General features: G+C 66.1%; 12 protein-coding genes. 8 read left to right on the top strand and 4 right to left on the bottom strand.

Going from position 1 to position 15,275, the window contains the following annotated elements; all coding sequences use genetic code 11:
- Positions 1 to 55: 55 nt before the first annotated feature.
- The gene (locus QJT82_RS38040) at positions 56 to 3,598 is read right to left on the bottom strand and encodes a molybdopterin-dependent oxidoreductase (RefSeq protein ID WP_264641710.1); all 3,543 of its coding nucleotides are present in this window, start codon (positions 3,596 to 3,598) and stop codon (positions 56 to 58) included.
- Positions 3,598 to 4,065: a (2Fe-2S)-binding protein gene (locus QJT82_RS38035; RefSeq protein WP_028343684.1), complete on the bottom strand. Its 468-nt coding sequence runs from the start codon at positions 4,063 to 4,065 to the stop codon at positions 3,598 to 3,600. Before QJT82_RS38035 ends, QJT82_RS38040 begins: the two co-directional genes overlap by 1 nt.
- A gap of 276 nt (positions 4,066 to 4,341) precedes the next feature.
- Between QJT82_RS38035 and QJT82_RS38030 the strand changes: the two genes are divergently transcribed.
- The 8 genes from QJT82_RS38030 to QJT82_RS37995 all read left to right on the top strand — a co-directional run bounded on the left by QJT82_RS38030 (position 4,342) and on the right by QJT82_RS37995 (position 12,534).
- A complete protein-coding gene (locus tag QJT82_RS38030) occupies positions 4,342 to 5,790 on the top strand; it encodes a hypothetical protein (protein WP_028343685.1) in 1,449 nt (482 codons plus the stop codon).
- Positions 5,787 to 6,689 carry a UPF0280 family protein gene (locus tag QJT82_RS38025; RefSeq protein ID WP_051448091.1) on the top strand — a complete coding sequence of 301 codons (903 nt, stop codon included), beginning with the start codon at positions 5,787 to 5,789 and terminating at the stop codon, positions 6,687 to 6,689. The genes QJT82_RS38030 and QJT82_RS38025 overlap by 4 nt, the downstream gene beginning before the upstream one ends.
- Before the next feature lie 16 nt (positions 6,690 to 6,705).
- A complete protein-coding gene (locus tag QJT82_RS38020) occupies positions 6,706 to 7,290 on the top strand; it encodes an amino acid synthesis family protein (RefSeq protein WP_016842455.1) in 585 nt (194 codons plus the stop codon).
- Between the two features lie 28 nt (positions 7,291 to 7,318).
- Positions 7,319 to 8,533, top strand: a complete 1,215-nt coding sequence (locus tag QJT82_RS38015; RefSeq protein ID WP_028343686.1) for an ABC transporter substrate-binding protein — start codon at positions 7,319 to 7,321, stop codon at positions 8,531 to 8,533.
- 151 nt (positions 8,534 to 8,684) lie between these two features.
- Positions 8,685 to 10,574, top strand: a complete 1,890-nt coding sequence (locus QJT82_RS38010; protein ID WP_028343687.1) for an ABC transporter permease — start codon at positions 8,685 to 8,687, stop codon at positions 10,572 to 10,574.
- Positions 10,571 to 11,362, top strand: a complete 792-nt coding sequence (locus QJT82_RS38005; RefSeq protein WP_028343688.1) for an ABC transporter ATP-binding protein — start codon at positions 10,571 to 10,573, stop codon at positions 11,360 to 11,362. The genes QJT82_RS38010 and QJT82_RS38005 overlap by 4 nt, the downstream gene beginning before the upstream one ends.
- Entirely contained in the window at positions 11,359 to 12,063 is a 705-nt protein-coding gene (locus tag QJT82_RS38000; RefSeq protein ID WP_028343689.1) for an ABC transporter ATP-binding protein, read from the top strand. The genes QJT82_RS38005 and QJT82_RS38000 overlap by 4 nt, the downstream gene beginning before the upstream one ends.
- A 15-nt stretch (positions 12,064 to 12,078) precedes the next feature.
- On the top strand, positions 12,079 to 12,534 hold the full coding sequence (locus QJT82_RS37995; RefSeq protein ID WP_028343690.1) for a MarR family winged helix-turn-helix transcriptional regulator: 456 nt from the start codon (positions 12,079 to 12,081) through the stop codon (positions 12,532 to 12,534).
- A gap of 225 nt (positions 12,535 to 12,759) precedes the next feature.
- Here the strand turns inward: QJT82_RS37995 and QJT82_RS37990 are convergent, their stop codons facing one another.
- The gene (locus tag QJT82_RS37990) at positions 12,760 to 13,428 is read right to left on the bottom strand and encodes a hypothetical protein (RefSeq protein WP_028343691.1); all 669 of its coding nucleotides are present in this window, start codon (positions 13,426 to 13,428) and stop codon (positions 12,760 to 12,762) included.
- A gap of 102 nt (positions 13,429 to 13,530) precedes the next feature.
- Positions 13,531 to 14,931: a selenium-binding protein SBP56-related protein gene (locus QJT82_RS37985; protein ID WP_028343692.1), complete on the bottom strand. Its 1,401-nt coding sequence runs from the start codon at positions 14,929 to 14,931 to the stop codon at positions 13,531 to 13,533.
- Positions 14,932 to 15,275: the final 344 nt, after the last annotated feature.

Genomic DNA, 15,275 nt, shown 5'->3' with positions numbered 1-15,275 from the left:
ACCTTAGCCTGCCGGGCGCCGCCCGCCCAGTGGGTATCGGGCGGAACATGGCAGGTCAGCGCGCTATGGTCTGCCGTATACGGCCGACGGTGGCGGTGACATCGGTCCAGACCGGCTTGTCAGGGGCAAATTGCCGCCGGAGGAAGGTGACGAGCTCGGCGACCTGGCCGTCGCTCATGCTGTCCTTGAAGGCCGGCATGTAGCCCAGATCGGTCACGGCCGGCTTGGCGATGCCGTGCAGGATCACCTGGATCAGATTGTCGGGCGCGTCGCTGTGCAGATTGCTGTTCAGCGCCAGCGACGGCCGGCTGCCGAACAGCGGCAGTCCGCCGACCTCATGGCAGACCGCGCAGGCGCCTTGATAGATCCGCGCGCCGGTCGAGGCTGCCGTGGTCACAACGGTGCCGGCTTCGAGCTTGGCTGCCATGGCGTCGTGGGCCGATCGGTCGGCGGTCTCGTTGAACGAGGCGAGGTAAACCGCCATCGCGCGGATGTCCTGGTCGGGCAACGCGGCGAGTTCCTGCACGACCGGCGCCATCGGCCCTGCGGCGACGCCGTGCAGGCGGGACTCGCCGGTGCGCAAATAGGCGTAGAGCTCGTCCTCGCTCCAGGGGATCGGCGCCTTCGACAGCGACGTCAGCGCCGGCGCCTCCCAGCCCTCGGCGAAGCCGCCGGCGAGATAGGCCGCTTGCCGCTCGGCGCCGAGCGCGTTGCGCGGCGAGTGGCAGGCGCTGCAATGGCCGAGTCCTTCGATCAGATAGGCGCCGCGATTCCATATCGCTGACTTCGATGGATCGGGCTGGAATGCCTGCGCCTGATGGAACAGCGCATTCCATCCGGCGAGCAGCGGCCGCAGGTTGAACGGAAAGGCGAGCGCGTTGGCCGGCGTTTCGGCGCGCACCGGCGCCTGCGCCATCAGATAGGCATAGAGCGCCTGCAGGTCGGCATCACTGGTCCTGGCGAAGTGCGTGTACGGGAACGCCGGATAGAGATGGCGTCCGTCGCGATGGATGCCCTCGCGCATCGCGCGCTCGAAGGCGGGATAGGACCAGGCGCCGATGCCGGTGTCGACGTCGGGCGTGATGTTGGTCGTGAAGATGGTGCCGAACGGCGTCTCGAGCGGCCGGCCGCCGGTGTTCGGAACGCCATGCTCCGAGGTGTGGCAGACGGCGCAGGCGCCGAGCGCCGCGAGCTCCTTGCCGCGGGCGATCGTCGCGGCGGAATACACCGAGGCATCGGGCCGGGCGATCGGCGCGATCGCGCGCCACGGCAGCACGGCTGCGCCGATCCCGATCGCCGCTGCGCAGAGTGCGGCAATGCCGGCGAGCACGCCGCCGCGCCTTGCAAAGGGATTCTGCCATCTGTTGCGGTTAGCGGTTTGCGCAGGCGGCGGGAGCGGGGCGGGCGCTGTGGGTTGCTCGCCGCGCAGTCCCTTCAAAATGCGCTCCGGCGTGAACGGCAATTCGCGGAAGCGGACGCCGGTCGCGTCATAGATCGCGTTGGCGATCGCGGCGGCGCTCGGCACCGAAGCGGACTCGCCGACGCCGAGGGGCGGCTGGTCCTGCCGCGGCAGCATCAGCACATCGATCTTCGGCAGCTCAGGAAACTTGATGATGGGGTAGGCACCCCATTCCCGCGCCGTCACCGCGCCGCGCTCGAAGGAGACCTCCTCCATCAGCGCGCGGCTGGTCGACTGGATCACATTGCCTTCGATCTGGTGCCGCACGCCCTCCGGATTGATCATCAATCCGGAATCCTGGCCGGCGACGACGCGCGTCACACTGACATCGCCGGTCGCCTTGTTGACCGCGACGTCGGCGATCCAGGCCGACCATGCCGCGCCGTAGCCGGGAAACTTGCTGTGCACGTAGAGCGCATAGGCAAAGCCGCGACCGCGCACAATATCGCCGTCCGCCTCGGGCTCTTTCCACACCGGGCGCGGCGTCCAGCCGGCGCGCTCGGCGACCGCATTGACGAGATCGATCGCGCGCTCGTCCTTCAGATAGCGCAACCGGTATTCGATCGGATCGACCTCGGCCTCGGCCGCAAGCTCGTCGATGTAAGATTCATGCGCAAAGGTATTCGGCAGCGCCGACACGCCGCGAAACCAGGACGCGCGCACGATCGGCGGCATGTCGTTGGCGACCACGCGCATGTTCTCGTAGTCGTAGGGCGGGATCGCAGTACGGTCGCCCATCTCGAACACCGCGGCTTCAGGCGCGATCCGCCCGGTGAGCAGCAGCGCCAATGTCGGCGCGCCGTTTGAGGGATAGCGTGTCGCGAAATCGTAACCGGCGACGCTGCCGTCGGCGTTGAGACCGCCATTGACGTCCATCAGCTGCGCGGTGCCCTTCGGCTCCCAGGCATGTTCCTGCTCGCGGGTCAGCTGCACGCGCACCGGGCGACCGACCGCGCGCGACAGCAGCAGCGCATCGGCGGAGACGTCGTCGGCGCAGTTACGGCCGTAGCAGCCGGCCGCCTCCATCCGGATCACGTCGATCTCGGACTCGGGCCGCTGGATCAGCAGCGCGAGGTCGCCGCGCAGGATGTGCGGGTTCTGCGTGCCGGACCAGACCCGGATCGCGTCCTCGCTGTAATCGGCAACCGCGCATGACGGGCCGATCGAGCCGTGCATCTGGTAGGGCCAGAGATAGGTCCGCTGCATCGGCTTGGCAGCCGCCTTGATCGCGGCGTCGACGTCGCCCTTGTCGATCAGCTGGCGCGGCGTCGAGGGATTGGCGCGCAGTGCCTTCTCCACGTCGGCAAGATCGGTCAGCGCTGGTCCGGGCTTCCAGCTCACCGTGAGCTGCGCGGCAGCCTTGATTGCATTCTCCTCGCGCTCGGCGACGACGCCGACGAAATCGCCGATCCGCACCACCGCGACGAGGCCTGGAATATCGCGCACCGAGGCTTTATCGACCGCAATCAGGCTGGTGCCGACGAACGGGCCGGCGTCGACGCCGGCGTAAGGCGGACGGACCACCCGACCGTGCAGCATGCCGGGCACGCGCACATCGTGGACATAGACAAGCTCGCCGGTGGCCTTCGCCGGCAGATCGACCCGCGGCACGGACTTGCCGACCACGGAATAGGCGCTCACGGCCTTAACCGGAACGTCATCGGCAAGATCGAGCCGGATGGTCTCGTCCGCGATCAGCTCGCCATAGGTGATGCTGCGGTTGTCGTGACCGCGGATCAGGCCGTCCTCGATCGTGAGCTCGTCGACAGCTAGCTCCAATCGCTCGGCGGCCCGTGTGAGCAAAAAATGCCGCGCTTGCGCGGCGGCCTTGCGCAGGGGAACGGCGGTGATCTGGATGGTCTCGCTCGCGATGGTCGGGCCCTGGTTCGGCACCACGGCGGTGTCGCCAAGGATCACGACGACGCGGGCAAGGGAGACGTCGAGCTCTTCGGCAACGATCTGTCCGAGCGCGGTGCGGATGCCGGTGCCGAGATCGACATGGCCGTTATAGGCATTGACCGCGCCGTCGGCGGTGATGGTGATGAAGGTCTCCAACGCGCCTTCCGCGCCCAGCACTGCGGGGCGGACGACCGACAGCGAGCCGTGCTGGCGTTGCGCGGGAGCCCGTGCGTCGACCATCAATCGCGCGCCTCGAGCGCGTGGCCGGCCGCGCGCATCGCTGCGCGGATAATCTCGATATGCGCGCCGCAACGGCAGAGATTGTAGCGCAGCGCCTCCAGCACCTCATGCTCGGACGGATTGGGATTGCGCGTCAGCAAGGCCTTGGTGGTGATGATCATGCCGTTGAGGCAATAGCCGCACTGCGCGCCCTGTTCGCGAATGAAGGCATCCTGCACCGGATCGGGATGCTCGCGGCTGCCGAGGCCTTCGAGCGTGACGATGTTGCGTCCGGCGCAGCCCTCGATCGGAATCACGCAGGCGCGGGCGGCGACGCCGTCGATCAACACCGCGCAGACGCCACACTCGCCGAGGCCGCAGCCATATTTCGGTCCGTTCAATTCGAGGTCGTTGCGCAGCACGTAAAGCAATGCGGTGTCGGGAGCGGCGTCGACATCATGATTCCTGCCGTTCACGGTCAGGCGCATTGCCCCGGTTCTCCCTTGATGTTTGCGCTGCAACGTCAGCGTCGGATCGCCGACGAGGATAACGTTTGTATACAAACGTGCAAGCGGCGGCATGCCGCGCTGCAGCGCGTGCCCGCTTTATGAACAGGGTGCGCACGCGAAGGGCAGGGTTTGATTGCAAAGGCCGCTTGACAGGTCACGGGCTCGCGCGCAGGATCATTCGTATACGAACGATATAGGCAGGGAGGCGGAAGCGCAGTATGATCGACCGCCGCCACAAGTCCAGGCTTGGTCACGATGGCTGACACAATGACCGTCGCCGCCGGCGACAAGATCCGCTGCGATGCCTGTCCGGTGATGTGTTACATCAAGCCGGGCGCGGCCGGCGCCTGCGACCGCTATGCCAATCATGACGGCACGCTGGTGCGCGTCGATCCGCATGTCGTGCTGGAGCGCACCGTGTCGCATGGCGGCAAGCTGGTTCCGTTCCAGGTGAGCGGCGATTGGGACGGCAAGATCGTCCGCCAGCCCGAACTGTTCGTCACGGCGATCGGCGCCGGAACCACCTATCCGGACTACAAGCCGGCGCCCTTCATCGTGTCGTCGGAGGTCGACGGCGTCGACATGGTCACCGTGGTGACCGAAGGCATTTTCTCGTATTGCGGCGTCAAGGTGAAGATCGACACCGACCGCTATCTCGGGCCGGAGACCGCGATCGTGCGCGCGGACGGCGAGGCGGTCGGCCATGTCACGACCAGCGAATATGGCTCGCAGATGCTCTCGCTCGGCGGGGTGCATCATCTGACCGGCGGCTCCAAGAAGGAGGGCCGCGTCACCTGCGACACGCTGATGGATCTCTCCAACTGCAAGGCGGTCGAGCTGACCATCGACGGCGGCGCCACCGTCGTGGTGCAGGCCGGCAGGCCGCCGATCGTCAACGGTGTGGCAGAAGAGCGCATGCGGGTCGGATGCGGCTCGGCGACCATCGGCATGTTCGCCAAGCAATGGCACGGCAAGGTCGATGAGGTCGTGGTGGTCGACGACCACATCACCGGCGTGCTCAGCGAACACCAGGCCGGCAAGCTGCTCGATATCGCCGACACCGGCATCAAGATGAAGGGGCGGCGCTCGACGCCCGGCCGCTATTTCCAGGTCGCCGATCCCGGCACCGGATGGGGCGGCACCAATATCTCCGATCCGCTATCGATCCTCGGTCCCTTCAATGCGAAGGAGGCACGGCCCGGGCTCACCATGCTGATGGTCTCGACCACCGGCGAACATGCTTCTTATTACGTGCTCGACGAGGCGTTGAAGCCGGTCGAGACCGAGATGCCGGCGGACCTCAAGTTCTCGGTCGAGCGCATCCAGGAGAATTGCGAGCCGGCGCTGTGCACCGTGCTGTTCATGGGCGGCGCGGGCGGATCGCTGCGCGCCGGCGTCACCGACAATCCGGTGCGGCTGACGCGCTCGGTGAAGGACGCGCTGACGCGGGTGACCAGTGGCGGCGCACCGGTCTATGTCTGGCCCGGCGGCGGTATCACCTTCATGGTCGACGTCACGCAAATGCCGGCCGGCGCCTTCGGCTATGTGCCGACCCCGGCGTTGGTGGCGCCGATCGAGTTCACGATGAAGCTGTCGGATTACGCGGCGCTCGGTGGCCATATGGACTATGTCCGGCCGCTGTCCTCGTTGCGGGACAGCGCCGAGGTCCGCCCGATGCCGTATCTGCCAGGGCGGCGCGCATGAGCCGGCTGCCGCAAATCGCGCTTCTTCCTGACGGCAAGCGGCTGCATTTGCAGGACGGCCCGATCGATCTGGTCATCGAGGCCAAGGGCGGGGATGCCGATATCAGCGCCGCCTATCAGGCCGCCGCCGAGCGCTTCAGGGGTCTGCTCGACGAACTCTGCGCGGAACTTGCCGAACTCCGTAGTGCGGCGCGTCCCGATCATTGTGCGCTGAAAGGCGTGGTTGCGCGGCGTATGCATGCGGCGGTCGCGCCGTTTGCCGCCGATGGCTTCATCACGCCGATGGCCGCGGTGGCAGGTTCGGTCGCCGAGGAAATCCTCGGCGCGATGCTTGAGGCCGCGCCGCTCGACCGCGCCTATGTCAACAATGGCGGCGACATTGCCCTGCATCTCGGCGACGGCGAACAATTCACGGTCGGCCTGATGGATCGGCCCGACCGTCACGGCGTGATGCGCACCATGACGGTCGATGCCGACACGCCGGTCCGCGGCATCGCGACCAGCGGCCGCCACGGCCGCAGTTTCTCGCTCGGCATTGCCGATGCCGTCACCGTGCTGGCGCGGACGGCGTCGCAGGCCGATGCCGCGGCGACGGTGATCGCCAATGCGGTCGATCTGCCGGATCATCCCGCGATCCTGCGCTGTCCGGCGAGCGAATTGCAGCCCGACAGCGACCTCGGCGCGCGGCTGGTGACCCGCGATGTCGGGCGGCTCTCGGAACACGAGATCGATCAGGCGCTCGAGGCGGGGGCAGCGCGGGCGCGCGACCTCCTGATGTCGGGATTGATCGAGGGCGCGGCATTGCGTCTACTGGGCGAAACGCGAATTGTCGGTGCAACTGGGGCGCCGGCGTCGCACGCGTTTCAACGAAGAACGACAGAACACATGCTGCGGGCATGACCGGGAGCGAGGCAAGATGAGCGCCGTCATTCGCAAGATCGTCACCGTGGTCGAGGAGACCCATCTGGAGATGGGCAAGACCATCGCGCCGCCGACAAGGCGGGCTGCCGCGATCGCCGTGATCGAAAACCCCTTTGCCGGCCGCTATGTCGAGGATCTGTCGCCGCTGATCGCGATCGGCGAGGAACTCGGCGAACTGCTCTCGAAACGGGCCGTCGCCGCGCTCGGCATCGACGGCGCCAAGGCGCACAGCTATGGCAAGGCCGCCGCGGTCGGCGAGAATGGCGAGCTCGAGCATGCGGCGGCGATCCTGCATCCGAAGATGGGCGCGCCGGTGCGCAAGGTGCTGTCGAAGGGCGCGGCGCTGATCCCGTCGTCGAAGAAGCGCTCGGGCCCCGGCACCACGCTGGATATTCCGCTCGGGCACAAGGACGCGGCTTTCGTGCGCAGCCATTTCGACGGCATGGAGGTGCAGATCAACGACGCGCCGCGGGCCAACGAGATCATGGTCGCGGTCGCGGTAACCGACAGCGGGCGGCCGCTGCCGCGCGTCGGCGGGCTGACGGTCGGCGAGATCAAGGGCGAAGACGGATTGCGATAATCTCTTTGAAGAAAAACTGGAGGACGGGATGCGTGGTTATTTCGTAGGGGCGGGATTGGCGATCGCGGTCGCGACCATGGCAACGAGTGCCATGACAACGCAGGCCTTGGCGCAGAGCGAAATCAAGATCGGCGAGATCAACAGTTACTCGCTGCTGCCGGCGTTCACCGAGCCCTATCGCAAGGGCTGGCAGCTCGCGGTGGAAGAGATCAACGCGGCCGGCGGCATCGGCGGCAAGAAGCTCGTGGTCATTTCCAAGGACGACGGCGGCAGGCCGGCGGATGCGCAGACCGCGGCCAACGAACTGGTGTCGAGCGAGAACGTCGCGATGCTCACCGGCACGTTCCTCTCCAACATCGGCCTTGCGGTTTCTGACTTCGCCAACCAGAAGAAGGTGTTTTTCCTTGCGGCCGAACCTTTGACCGACGCGATCACGTGGTCGAAAGGCAACCGCTACACGTTCCGCCTGCGTCCGTCGAACTACATGCAGGCGGCAATGCTGGTGGAAGAAGCCGCAAAACTGCCCGCAAAACGCTGGGCGACGATCGCGCCGAACTATGAATACGGCCAGTCGGCGGTGGCGGTGTTCAAGAAGCTGATGTCGGCAAAGCGGCCCGATATCCAGTGGGTCGACGAGCAGTGGCCGCCGCAGGGCAAGATCGACGCCGGTCCGGTGGTGCAGGCGGTTGCCGCGGCGAACCCGGAAGCGATCCTCAACGTCACCTTCGGCGCCGACCTCGTCAAGCTCGTGCGCGAAGGCAACACCCGCGGCCTGTTCAAGGGCCGGACCGTGGTGAGCTTCCTGACCGGCGAGCCGGAATATCTCGATCCGCTCAAGGACGAGACGCCGGAGGGCTGGATCGTCACCGGCTATCCCTGGTACGCGATCAAGACGCCGGAGCATGACGCGTTCCTGAAGGCCTACCAGGCCAAGTACAACGACTATCCGCGGCTCGGCTCGATCGTCGGCTACCAGACCATCGAGGCGGCGGCGGCGATCCTCGCCAAGGCCGGCTCGAGCGATCCGGAGAAGCTGATCGCGGCGGCGGAGGGCATCTCGATGCCGTCGCCGTTCGGCGAGATCACCTTCCGCAAGATCGATCACCAGTCGACGCTGGGCGCCTTCACCGGCAAGACCGCACTGAAGGACGGCAAGGGCATCATGGTCGACACCGCCTATCGCAAGGGGGCGGACTATCTGCCCAGCGATGCCGAGATCGAGAAGCTGCGGCCGAAGGATTGAGGTTGCGAATATAGCGGGGCCTCGTGGTTCGAGACGCGCGGCGTTGCCGCGCTCCTCACCATGAGGGTCTCGCTCCTCATCCTGAGGAGGCGCGGAGCGCCGTCTCGAAGGATGAGGCCCTGATGCAAGTTCACGTTGAAGCGGACCGCCCATGGCCTTCTATGTCGTCCAGTTCCTGACCGGTCTTGCCAGCGCGGCGTCGCTGTTCCTGGTCGCTTCGGGTCTGTCGATCATCTTCGGCGTGACGCGGATCGTGAATTTCGCGCATGGCGCGTTCTACATGCTCGGCGCCTATGTCGCCTTCACGCTGACCGAGCGCTTTTCCGGCGCGCTCGGCTTCTGGGGCAGCATCGTCGTTGCCGCGCTGGCGGTTGCTGCGATCGGTGTGCTGGTCGAGATGGTGCTGCTGCGCCGGATCTATCATTCGCCGGAGCTGTTCCAGTTGCTCGCCACCTTCGGCCTGACGCTGATGGTCGAGGATCTCGTAGTGCTGATCTGGGGCCCGGACGATCTGGTCGGCCGCCGCGCGCCCGGCTTCAAGGGCGCGATCGATTTCTTCGGCCAGAATATACCGAGCTATGATCTGTTCCTGATCGTGCTCGGGCCGGTCGTGCTCGGCGTGCTCTGGCTGTTGTTCCAGCGCACCCGCTGGGGCGTGCTGGTGCGCGCCGCGACGCAGGACCGCGACATGGTCGCGGCGCTCGGCGTCAATCAGAAATGGCTGTTCACCAGCGTGTTCGCGCTCGGCGTCTTCCTCGCCGCGCTCGGCGGCGCGCTGCAGATTCCGCGCGATGCGGTCAATCACGCGATGGATCTGCGCGTCATCGTCGAGGTCTTCGTCGTGGTCGTGATCGGCGGCCTCGGCAGCATCATCGGCGCGTTCGTCGCGGCGGTGCTGGTGTCGGAGCTCAACGCCTTCGGCATCCTGATCTTCCCGAAGATCTCCATCATCCTGGTCTTCCTGGTGATGGCGGTGGTGCTGATCGTCCGGCCGTGGGGGCTGTTCGGCAAGCCGGAGGCGCCGGCACGGCGCACGCCGGGTCTCACCGTCAATCCGTGGCGTCCGCTGACGATGAACGAGCGGTTCGCCGCGATCGCCGTGCTCGTGCTCGCCGCCGCGCTGCCGTTCGTCGCCGGGAATTACGTGCTCACGGTCGGCTCGGAGATCGCGATCTTCGTGATCTTTGCGGTCAGCCTGCACTTCCTGATGTCGGTCGGCGGGCTCGCCTCGTTCGGCCACGCGGCCTATTTCGGGCTCGGCGCCTATGGCGTGGCGCTACTCGCCAAGATGGCCGGCTTGCCGATGATCGCCTGCCTGCTGCTCGGGCCGCTGCTCGGGCTCGCCGGCGCCGCCGTATTCGGCTTCTTCGCGGTGCAGCTCTCCGGGGTCTATTTCGCGATGCTGACCTTGGCCTTTGCCCAGATCGTCTGGTCGATCGCGTTCCAGTGGGTGTCGGTCACCGGCGGCGACAACGGCATCCTCGGCGTCTGGCCGGAAAAATGGGCGGCGAGCCCGTCGCATTTCTACTGGCTGTCGCTCGGCATCGCCGCGCTCGCGGTCGTGATCCTCCGCATCATCGTGTTCTCGCCGTTCGGCTTTGCGCTGCGCGCGACGCGCGATTCGCCGCTGCGCAGCGAAGCCATCGGCATCGACGGCAAGCGCATCCAGTGGACCGCCTTCGTGATCGCGGGCACGGTCGCCGGCCTGGCCGGCGCGCTGTTCGCCTATCTCAAGGGCAGCGTGTTCCCCGACAATATGGGCATCTCGCTGTCGGTCGATGCGCTGGTCATGGTGCTGCTCGGCGGCGTCGAGACGGTGTCGGGCGCGGTGGTCGGGGCCATCGTCTACAAGGCGCTCAACATCTGGCTGGTCAGCCAGACCGATTGGTCGAAACTCGTGCTCGGCGGCTTCGTCGTGCTGATCGTGGTCGCGTTCCCGAAAGGCATCGTCGGCACGCTGGAAGCCTTCATGCATCGCCGGCGCAAGTCCTCGTCGTCGGTATCGCCCTTGCTGACCTCCCGCATCGAGAGCGCCGAATGAGCATGGTTCCCACATTGCTGTCGGTCGAGGGGCTGACCAAATCCTACGGCGGCGTGCATGCCGTGCGCGGCGTCTCCTTCGAGCTGCGCGCCGGCGAGATTTTGGCGCTGATCGGGCCGAACGGCGCGGGCAAGAGCACCTGCTTCGACATGCTCAACGGCCAGAACATTCCGGACAGCGGCCGCATCCGCGTGCTGGGCGCGGAGACCACCGGCAAGAAGCCGCGCGTGATCTGGCGCATGGGCGTCGGCCGCACCTTTCAGATCGCGGCGACATTCCCCACCATGACGGTACGCGAAAACGTGCAGGTCGCGCTGGTCTCGCATGGCGGGCAACTGCTCAACCTGTGGGCCTCGACCGCGCGTCACGCCCGCGACGAGGCCGGACGGCTGCTCGATCTGGTCGGCATGGGCGCCTACGCGGAGCGGCCGTGCGGCGAGCTCGCCTATGGTGACGTCAAGCGGCTCGAGCTTGCGATCGCGCTCGCCAACCAGCCGAAGCTGCTCTTGATGGACGAGCCGACCGCCGGCATGGCGCCGCGCGAGCGCGTCGAGCTGATGCGGCTGACGGCGCGGATCGCGCGCGAGCAGTCGATCGGCGTGCTGTTCACCGAGCACGACATGGACGTGGTGTTCGAGCATGCCGACCGCATCCTGGTGCTGAACCGCGGCAGCCTGATCGCCGAAGGCTCGCCCGAGGAAGTCCGCGGCAACGCCCAGGTGCGCGCGATCTATCTCGGCGAAGGCCTCGTCTATGACGCCCGGCACCGCGAGGGAACATCGGCATGAAGCTGACGGTAAAGGATCTCAACAGCTTCTACGGCCCGGCGCATATCCTGTTCGACATCGCGCTCGAGGTCGGCGAGGGCGAGGTGGTTGCCTTGCTCGGGCGCAACGGCGCCGGCAAGTCGACCACGTTCCGCTCCATCGTCGGCCTGGTCGAGAACCGCTCCGGCCGCGTCATGTTCGAGGGCAGGGACGTCTCCGATTTGCCGACGCATGCGATCGTGCGCGGCGGGCTCGGCTACGTCCCGGAGGAGCGGCGCATCTTCACGGATTTGACGGTCGAGGAGAATCTCGAGGTCGGCCGCCAGCCGAAGCGGGCAGGCGCGCCGCAATGGGATCGCGAAAAACTGTTCAAGCTGTTCCCGAACCTCGGCGAGATGCGCGGCCGGCCCGGCGGGCGCATGAGCGGCGGCGAGCAGCAGATGCTGACGATCGCGCGCACGCTGATGGGCAATCCGTCGCTGGTGCTGCTCGATGAGCCCTCGGAGGGGCTGTCGCCGAAAATCGTCGAGCAGATGGTCGATGCGATCCTGGCGATGAAGAAAGAGGGCGTCAGCATCGTCGTCTCCGAGCAGAATCTGCATTTCGCCCGGCTGATCTCGGATCGCGCCTACATCATCGAGCGCGGCCGGATCTGTTTCGGCGGCACCATGGCGGAACTCGATGCGCGTCCGGATGTCCGCGACGCGCATCTGTCGCTGTAACGGGCGGGGTGGACGATGGCGAGGAGTGCGGCACCGAAGCGAAACGGGAGGGCGACCAAGCCGGGATACGTGCTGGACGAGCAGATCGGCTTCATCCTGCGCCAGGTGTCGCAGCGCCACGCCGTGATCTTCGCCCGCGAGATCGGCATCAATCTGACGCCGACGCAGTGGGCGGCGCTGTCGAAGCTGTCTGAGGTCGGCGCCTGCTCGCAGAACCAGCTTGGGCGGCTGACCTCGATGGATGTTGCGACCATCAAGGGCGTGATCGATCGCCTAACCGCGCGCGGCCTGACCGAGACCGCGCCCGATCCCGACGACGGCCGCCGGCTGCTCGTGAGCCTGACGCGCGCCGGCCAGCAGATGGCCGACAAGGCCGCGCCGAATGCGTTTGCGATCTCCAGGGAAACGCTGGCACCGCTGGACGCCAAGGAGCGCGAGACGCTGATCGCGCTGCTCGGCAAGCTTCGCTGACACAATCTATCACCGTCACCCTGAGGAGCCGCGCGGAGCGTGGCGTCTCGAAGGGTCGACGGCCCGGCTGTCTGCCGCGGGCCGTTCACCCTTCGAGGCACGCTTGCGCGTGCACCTCCAGCGACAACGGCAAAGCCGTTGCGCGGGGATGACGGGTCATCTATCGTGCCTCACGTCGTCACGACCTCCGCAACCATGCCGATTGGGCGGCGTGCCGCATTCGGACTACGTTGCAAGAGCAAGCACCAGCGCAACGACACCCACCAGCACCAGGCTGAGCGCCCAAACCGTGTCCAGGTTGAACCAGCTCCGGGCCACGAATTTGAGGCCGAGGTAGCGGTAGACCAGCCACGCCAGGCATCCGCCGGCGGCGATCATCGCGCCGGCATGGACGATCGAGACCAGCACGGCCATCGTGAGGCTGGTGTCGATCAGGCTGTTGGCGGCCGCATGGCCTTGGTCGGCTTCAGCCTCGCGGCATAGCCCGAGATAGATCGGCACCAGCATCAGCGCCGCGCCATGGGCGATCGCCACGGCAAAGGACCACAAAGCGAGTTGCGTCGGCGGTATCCGCACCAGGGCCCGCGGATGGCGCCGGTCGATCAGCCGATAGACACCGAACAGGATGACGAGCAGGCTGGCGCCGATCCGGATCGTGCGCTGCCATTCGACGACGGTGATCAGCAGCGCGAACGGAAGGATCACCAGCAGCATCGCCAGCAGATGACCGATCGCGAGCGGGCCAAGCGCGGTCACCAGCGCGCGCGAACTCCTCTGCATCAATCCCGCAGAAACGGCGAGCGGCCAGCCCATGCCCGGGTTGATCCCGTGGTAGAGGCCACTCGCGATGACCGCCAGCCACAGCCAGGCCGGAGTCCAGTCGGCCGGGCTCACGTCAGGGCCTTTTCCGTTCCGATCGAATCGGAACGGTCTCTGGGTTTTTGTTTTGACGCGTTTTCTTCACGCGAGCCGGTACCCACTTCGCTCGAAAACGCTCTAGACCGACGGATAGCAGAAGGAGTCGGTGGAGCAATCACCGCCATCGAGCCGGATCTGGTGCGCCCGGTAGCCGTCGGGGAAGCTGACCCAGTAGTCCTTCGCCAGTTCGAGGCCTCCGCCCGGGCTTGCATTCGCCATCACCTCGGCGCCGGGAATGCCTTGCGGGTAGAACTGGTTGTCCCAGGTCGAATAGAGCGAATTGGTCCAGTACACCCGCTTGCCGTCGCGGCTGATCTCGACCATCTGCGGTCCGCCGGCAAAAGCCTGTCCGTTCGGGTGAGGCGCGCGACGAACGATGCCGCCGATGCGGACCGATCCGGCGAGCTTCGGCTTGCGCGGATCGCTGACATCGTATTGGCGCATCTCGCCGGTGCCCCAGCAGGCGACGTAGAGAAACTTGTCATCCATCGACAAGTCGATATCGGTCACCAGCGGAGGTACGGCCCCGAAACCCTGCAACAGCGGCGGCAGCTGGTCTTTCGATGCAGGCTCGGGTGGGATCGTCACCGTCTTCTCGATGTGAAACTTGCCGCCCTCGCGCCACCAGGTCCAGATCGAACCCTCGAGGTTCGTGGTGTCGACCACGACGCCAACGAAGCCGTGTTCGCGAACCGGATCGTGTGCCGGACGCACCTCCAGCGCCATTTGATGGTTGGCGCCGAGGTCGATGGTCTGGACGTTGCGTCGGGCGCGCAGGTCCCAGAAATGCAGGCGGTGGCCGTATTTGTTCGACAGCAGGTCTTCCGGCACGATGCCGTTCTCGAACTGCGGCGGCAGGGCCCACTCGCTGCTCACCATGTAGTCGCGCGGCAGGTTCCACCAGAAGTCATAATGCTTGGTCTGCGGACCACGATCGATCTCCCAGCGGCCGAGCACCTCGAATGTCTGGCAGTCCATGATGAAGATGCCGGGCGGCCCATCGGTGCCGTCCTTGCCGCTTCCGCCGAGCGTGCTGACATAGATGCCTTCCGGCCCGCAGTGGATGGTGTGCGGTCGCGAGTAGCCGGTCTTCTTGAAGATTTCCTCGGGCTCGATGATCTTGTGGATCTTCGCTTGCGTCGGGTCCGGCTTGGTGTCGACGATATAGATCCGGGAGGATCGCATGCCGGGGATGATGAGATAGCGACGCTCGAGGAAGGCGTGTCCGGCCAGCGGGGACAGCGCCGACGAGCAGGCGTTCCACCCGAAATGGTGGAACTCGTCGCCCTTGTTGGGCATCGTCACCGTATGGACGATCTTGCTGTAGGTCGGAGAGCCGGGCTTGACGTCGATCACCGCGAGTGCGTCCGGCTTTGAAAAATCCGGACTGAGCAGCACGGTGTAGGCGAAGCTCTCGGCCGGCGCTTCCATCGCGAGCTTCGGCGACGCGTGGAACGTAGGATCTGGCCTCATCGTCATCGGCTGCCTCCTGATTGCCTGGTGTAGATCAACACGGCATGGCGGCACGCAGCAGCAAGAACTATTCCGGATCGAAAAATGCCTCTTGCGAGTGCCGCCGGCCAAGGTTCGCTTGCCGTCAGGATACACCGCAATGGTGACAGGTGAAAACAAGGTTCGGTTACGCAGGCGGCGCGGCAAAGCCGCGCGGTGCCGTGCCCGTGATCCAACTGCTTCTTCAAGAGGTTGAGCACGCGCCGCTTTGTTGTTCCCTATGGATCACTCTCACCGTCACCCTGAGAGGCTGTGAATCTATGTGATTTGAGGCGTTTCCGTTTGCGGAACGGTGAGTCGAATGATTCTCT

This window comes from Bradyrhizobium sp. Mp19, from assembly GCF_029952935.1.
Classification (GTDB): Bacteria; Pseudomonadota; Alphaproteobacteria; order Rhizobiales; family Xanthobacteraceae; genus Bradyrhizobium; species Bradyrhizobium elkanii.
The sequence above is the reverse complement of the archived record's forward strand: the minus strand, read 5'-3'. Positions and strand labels throughout refer to the sequence as shown.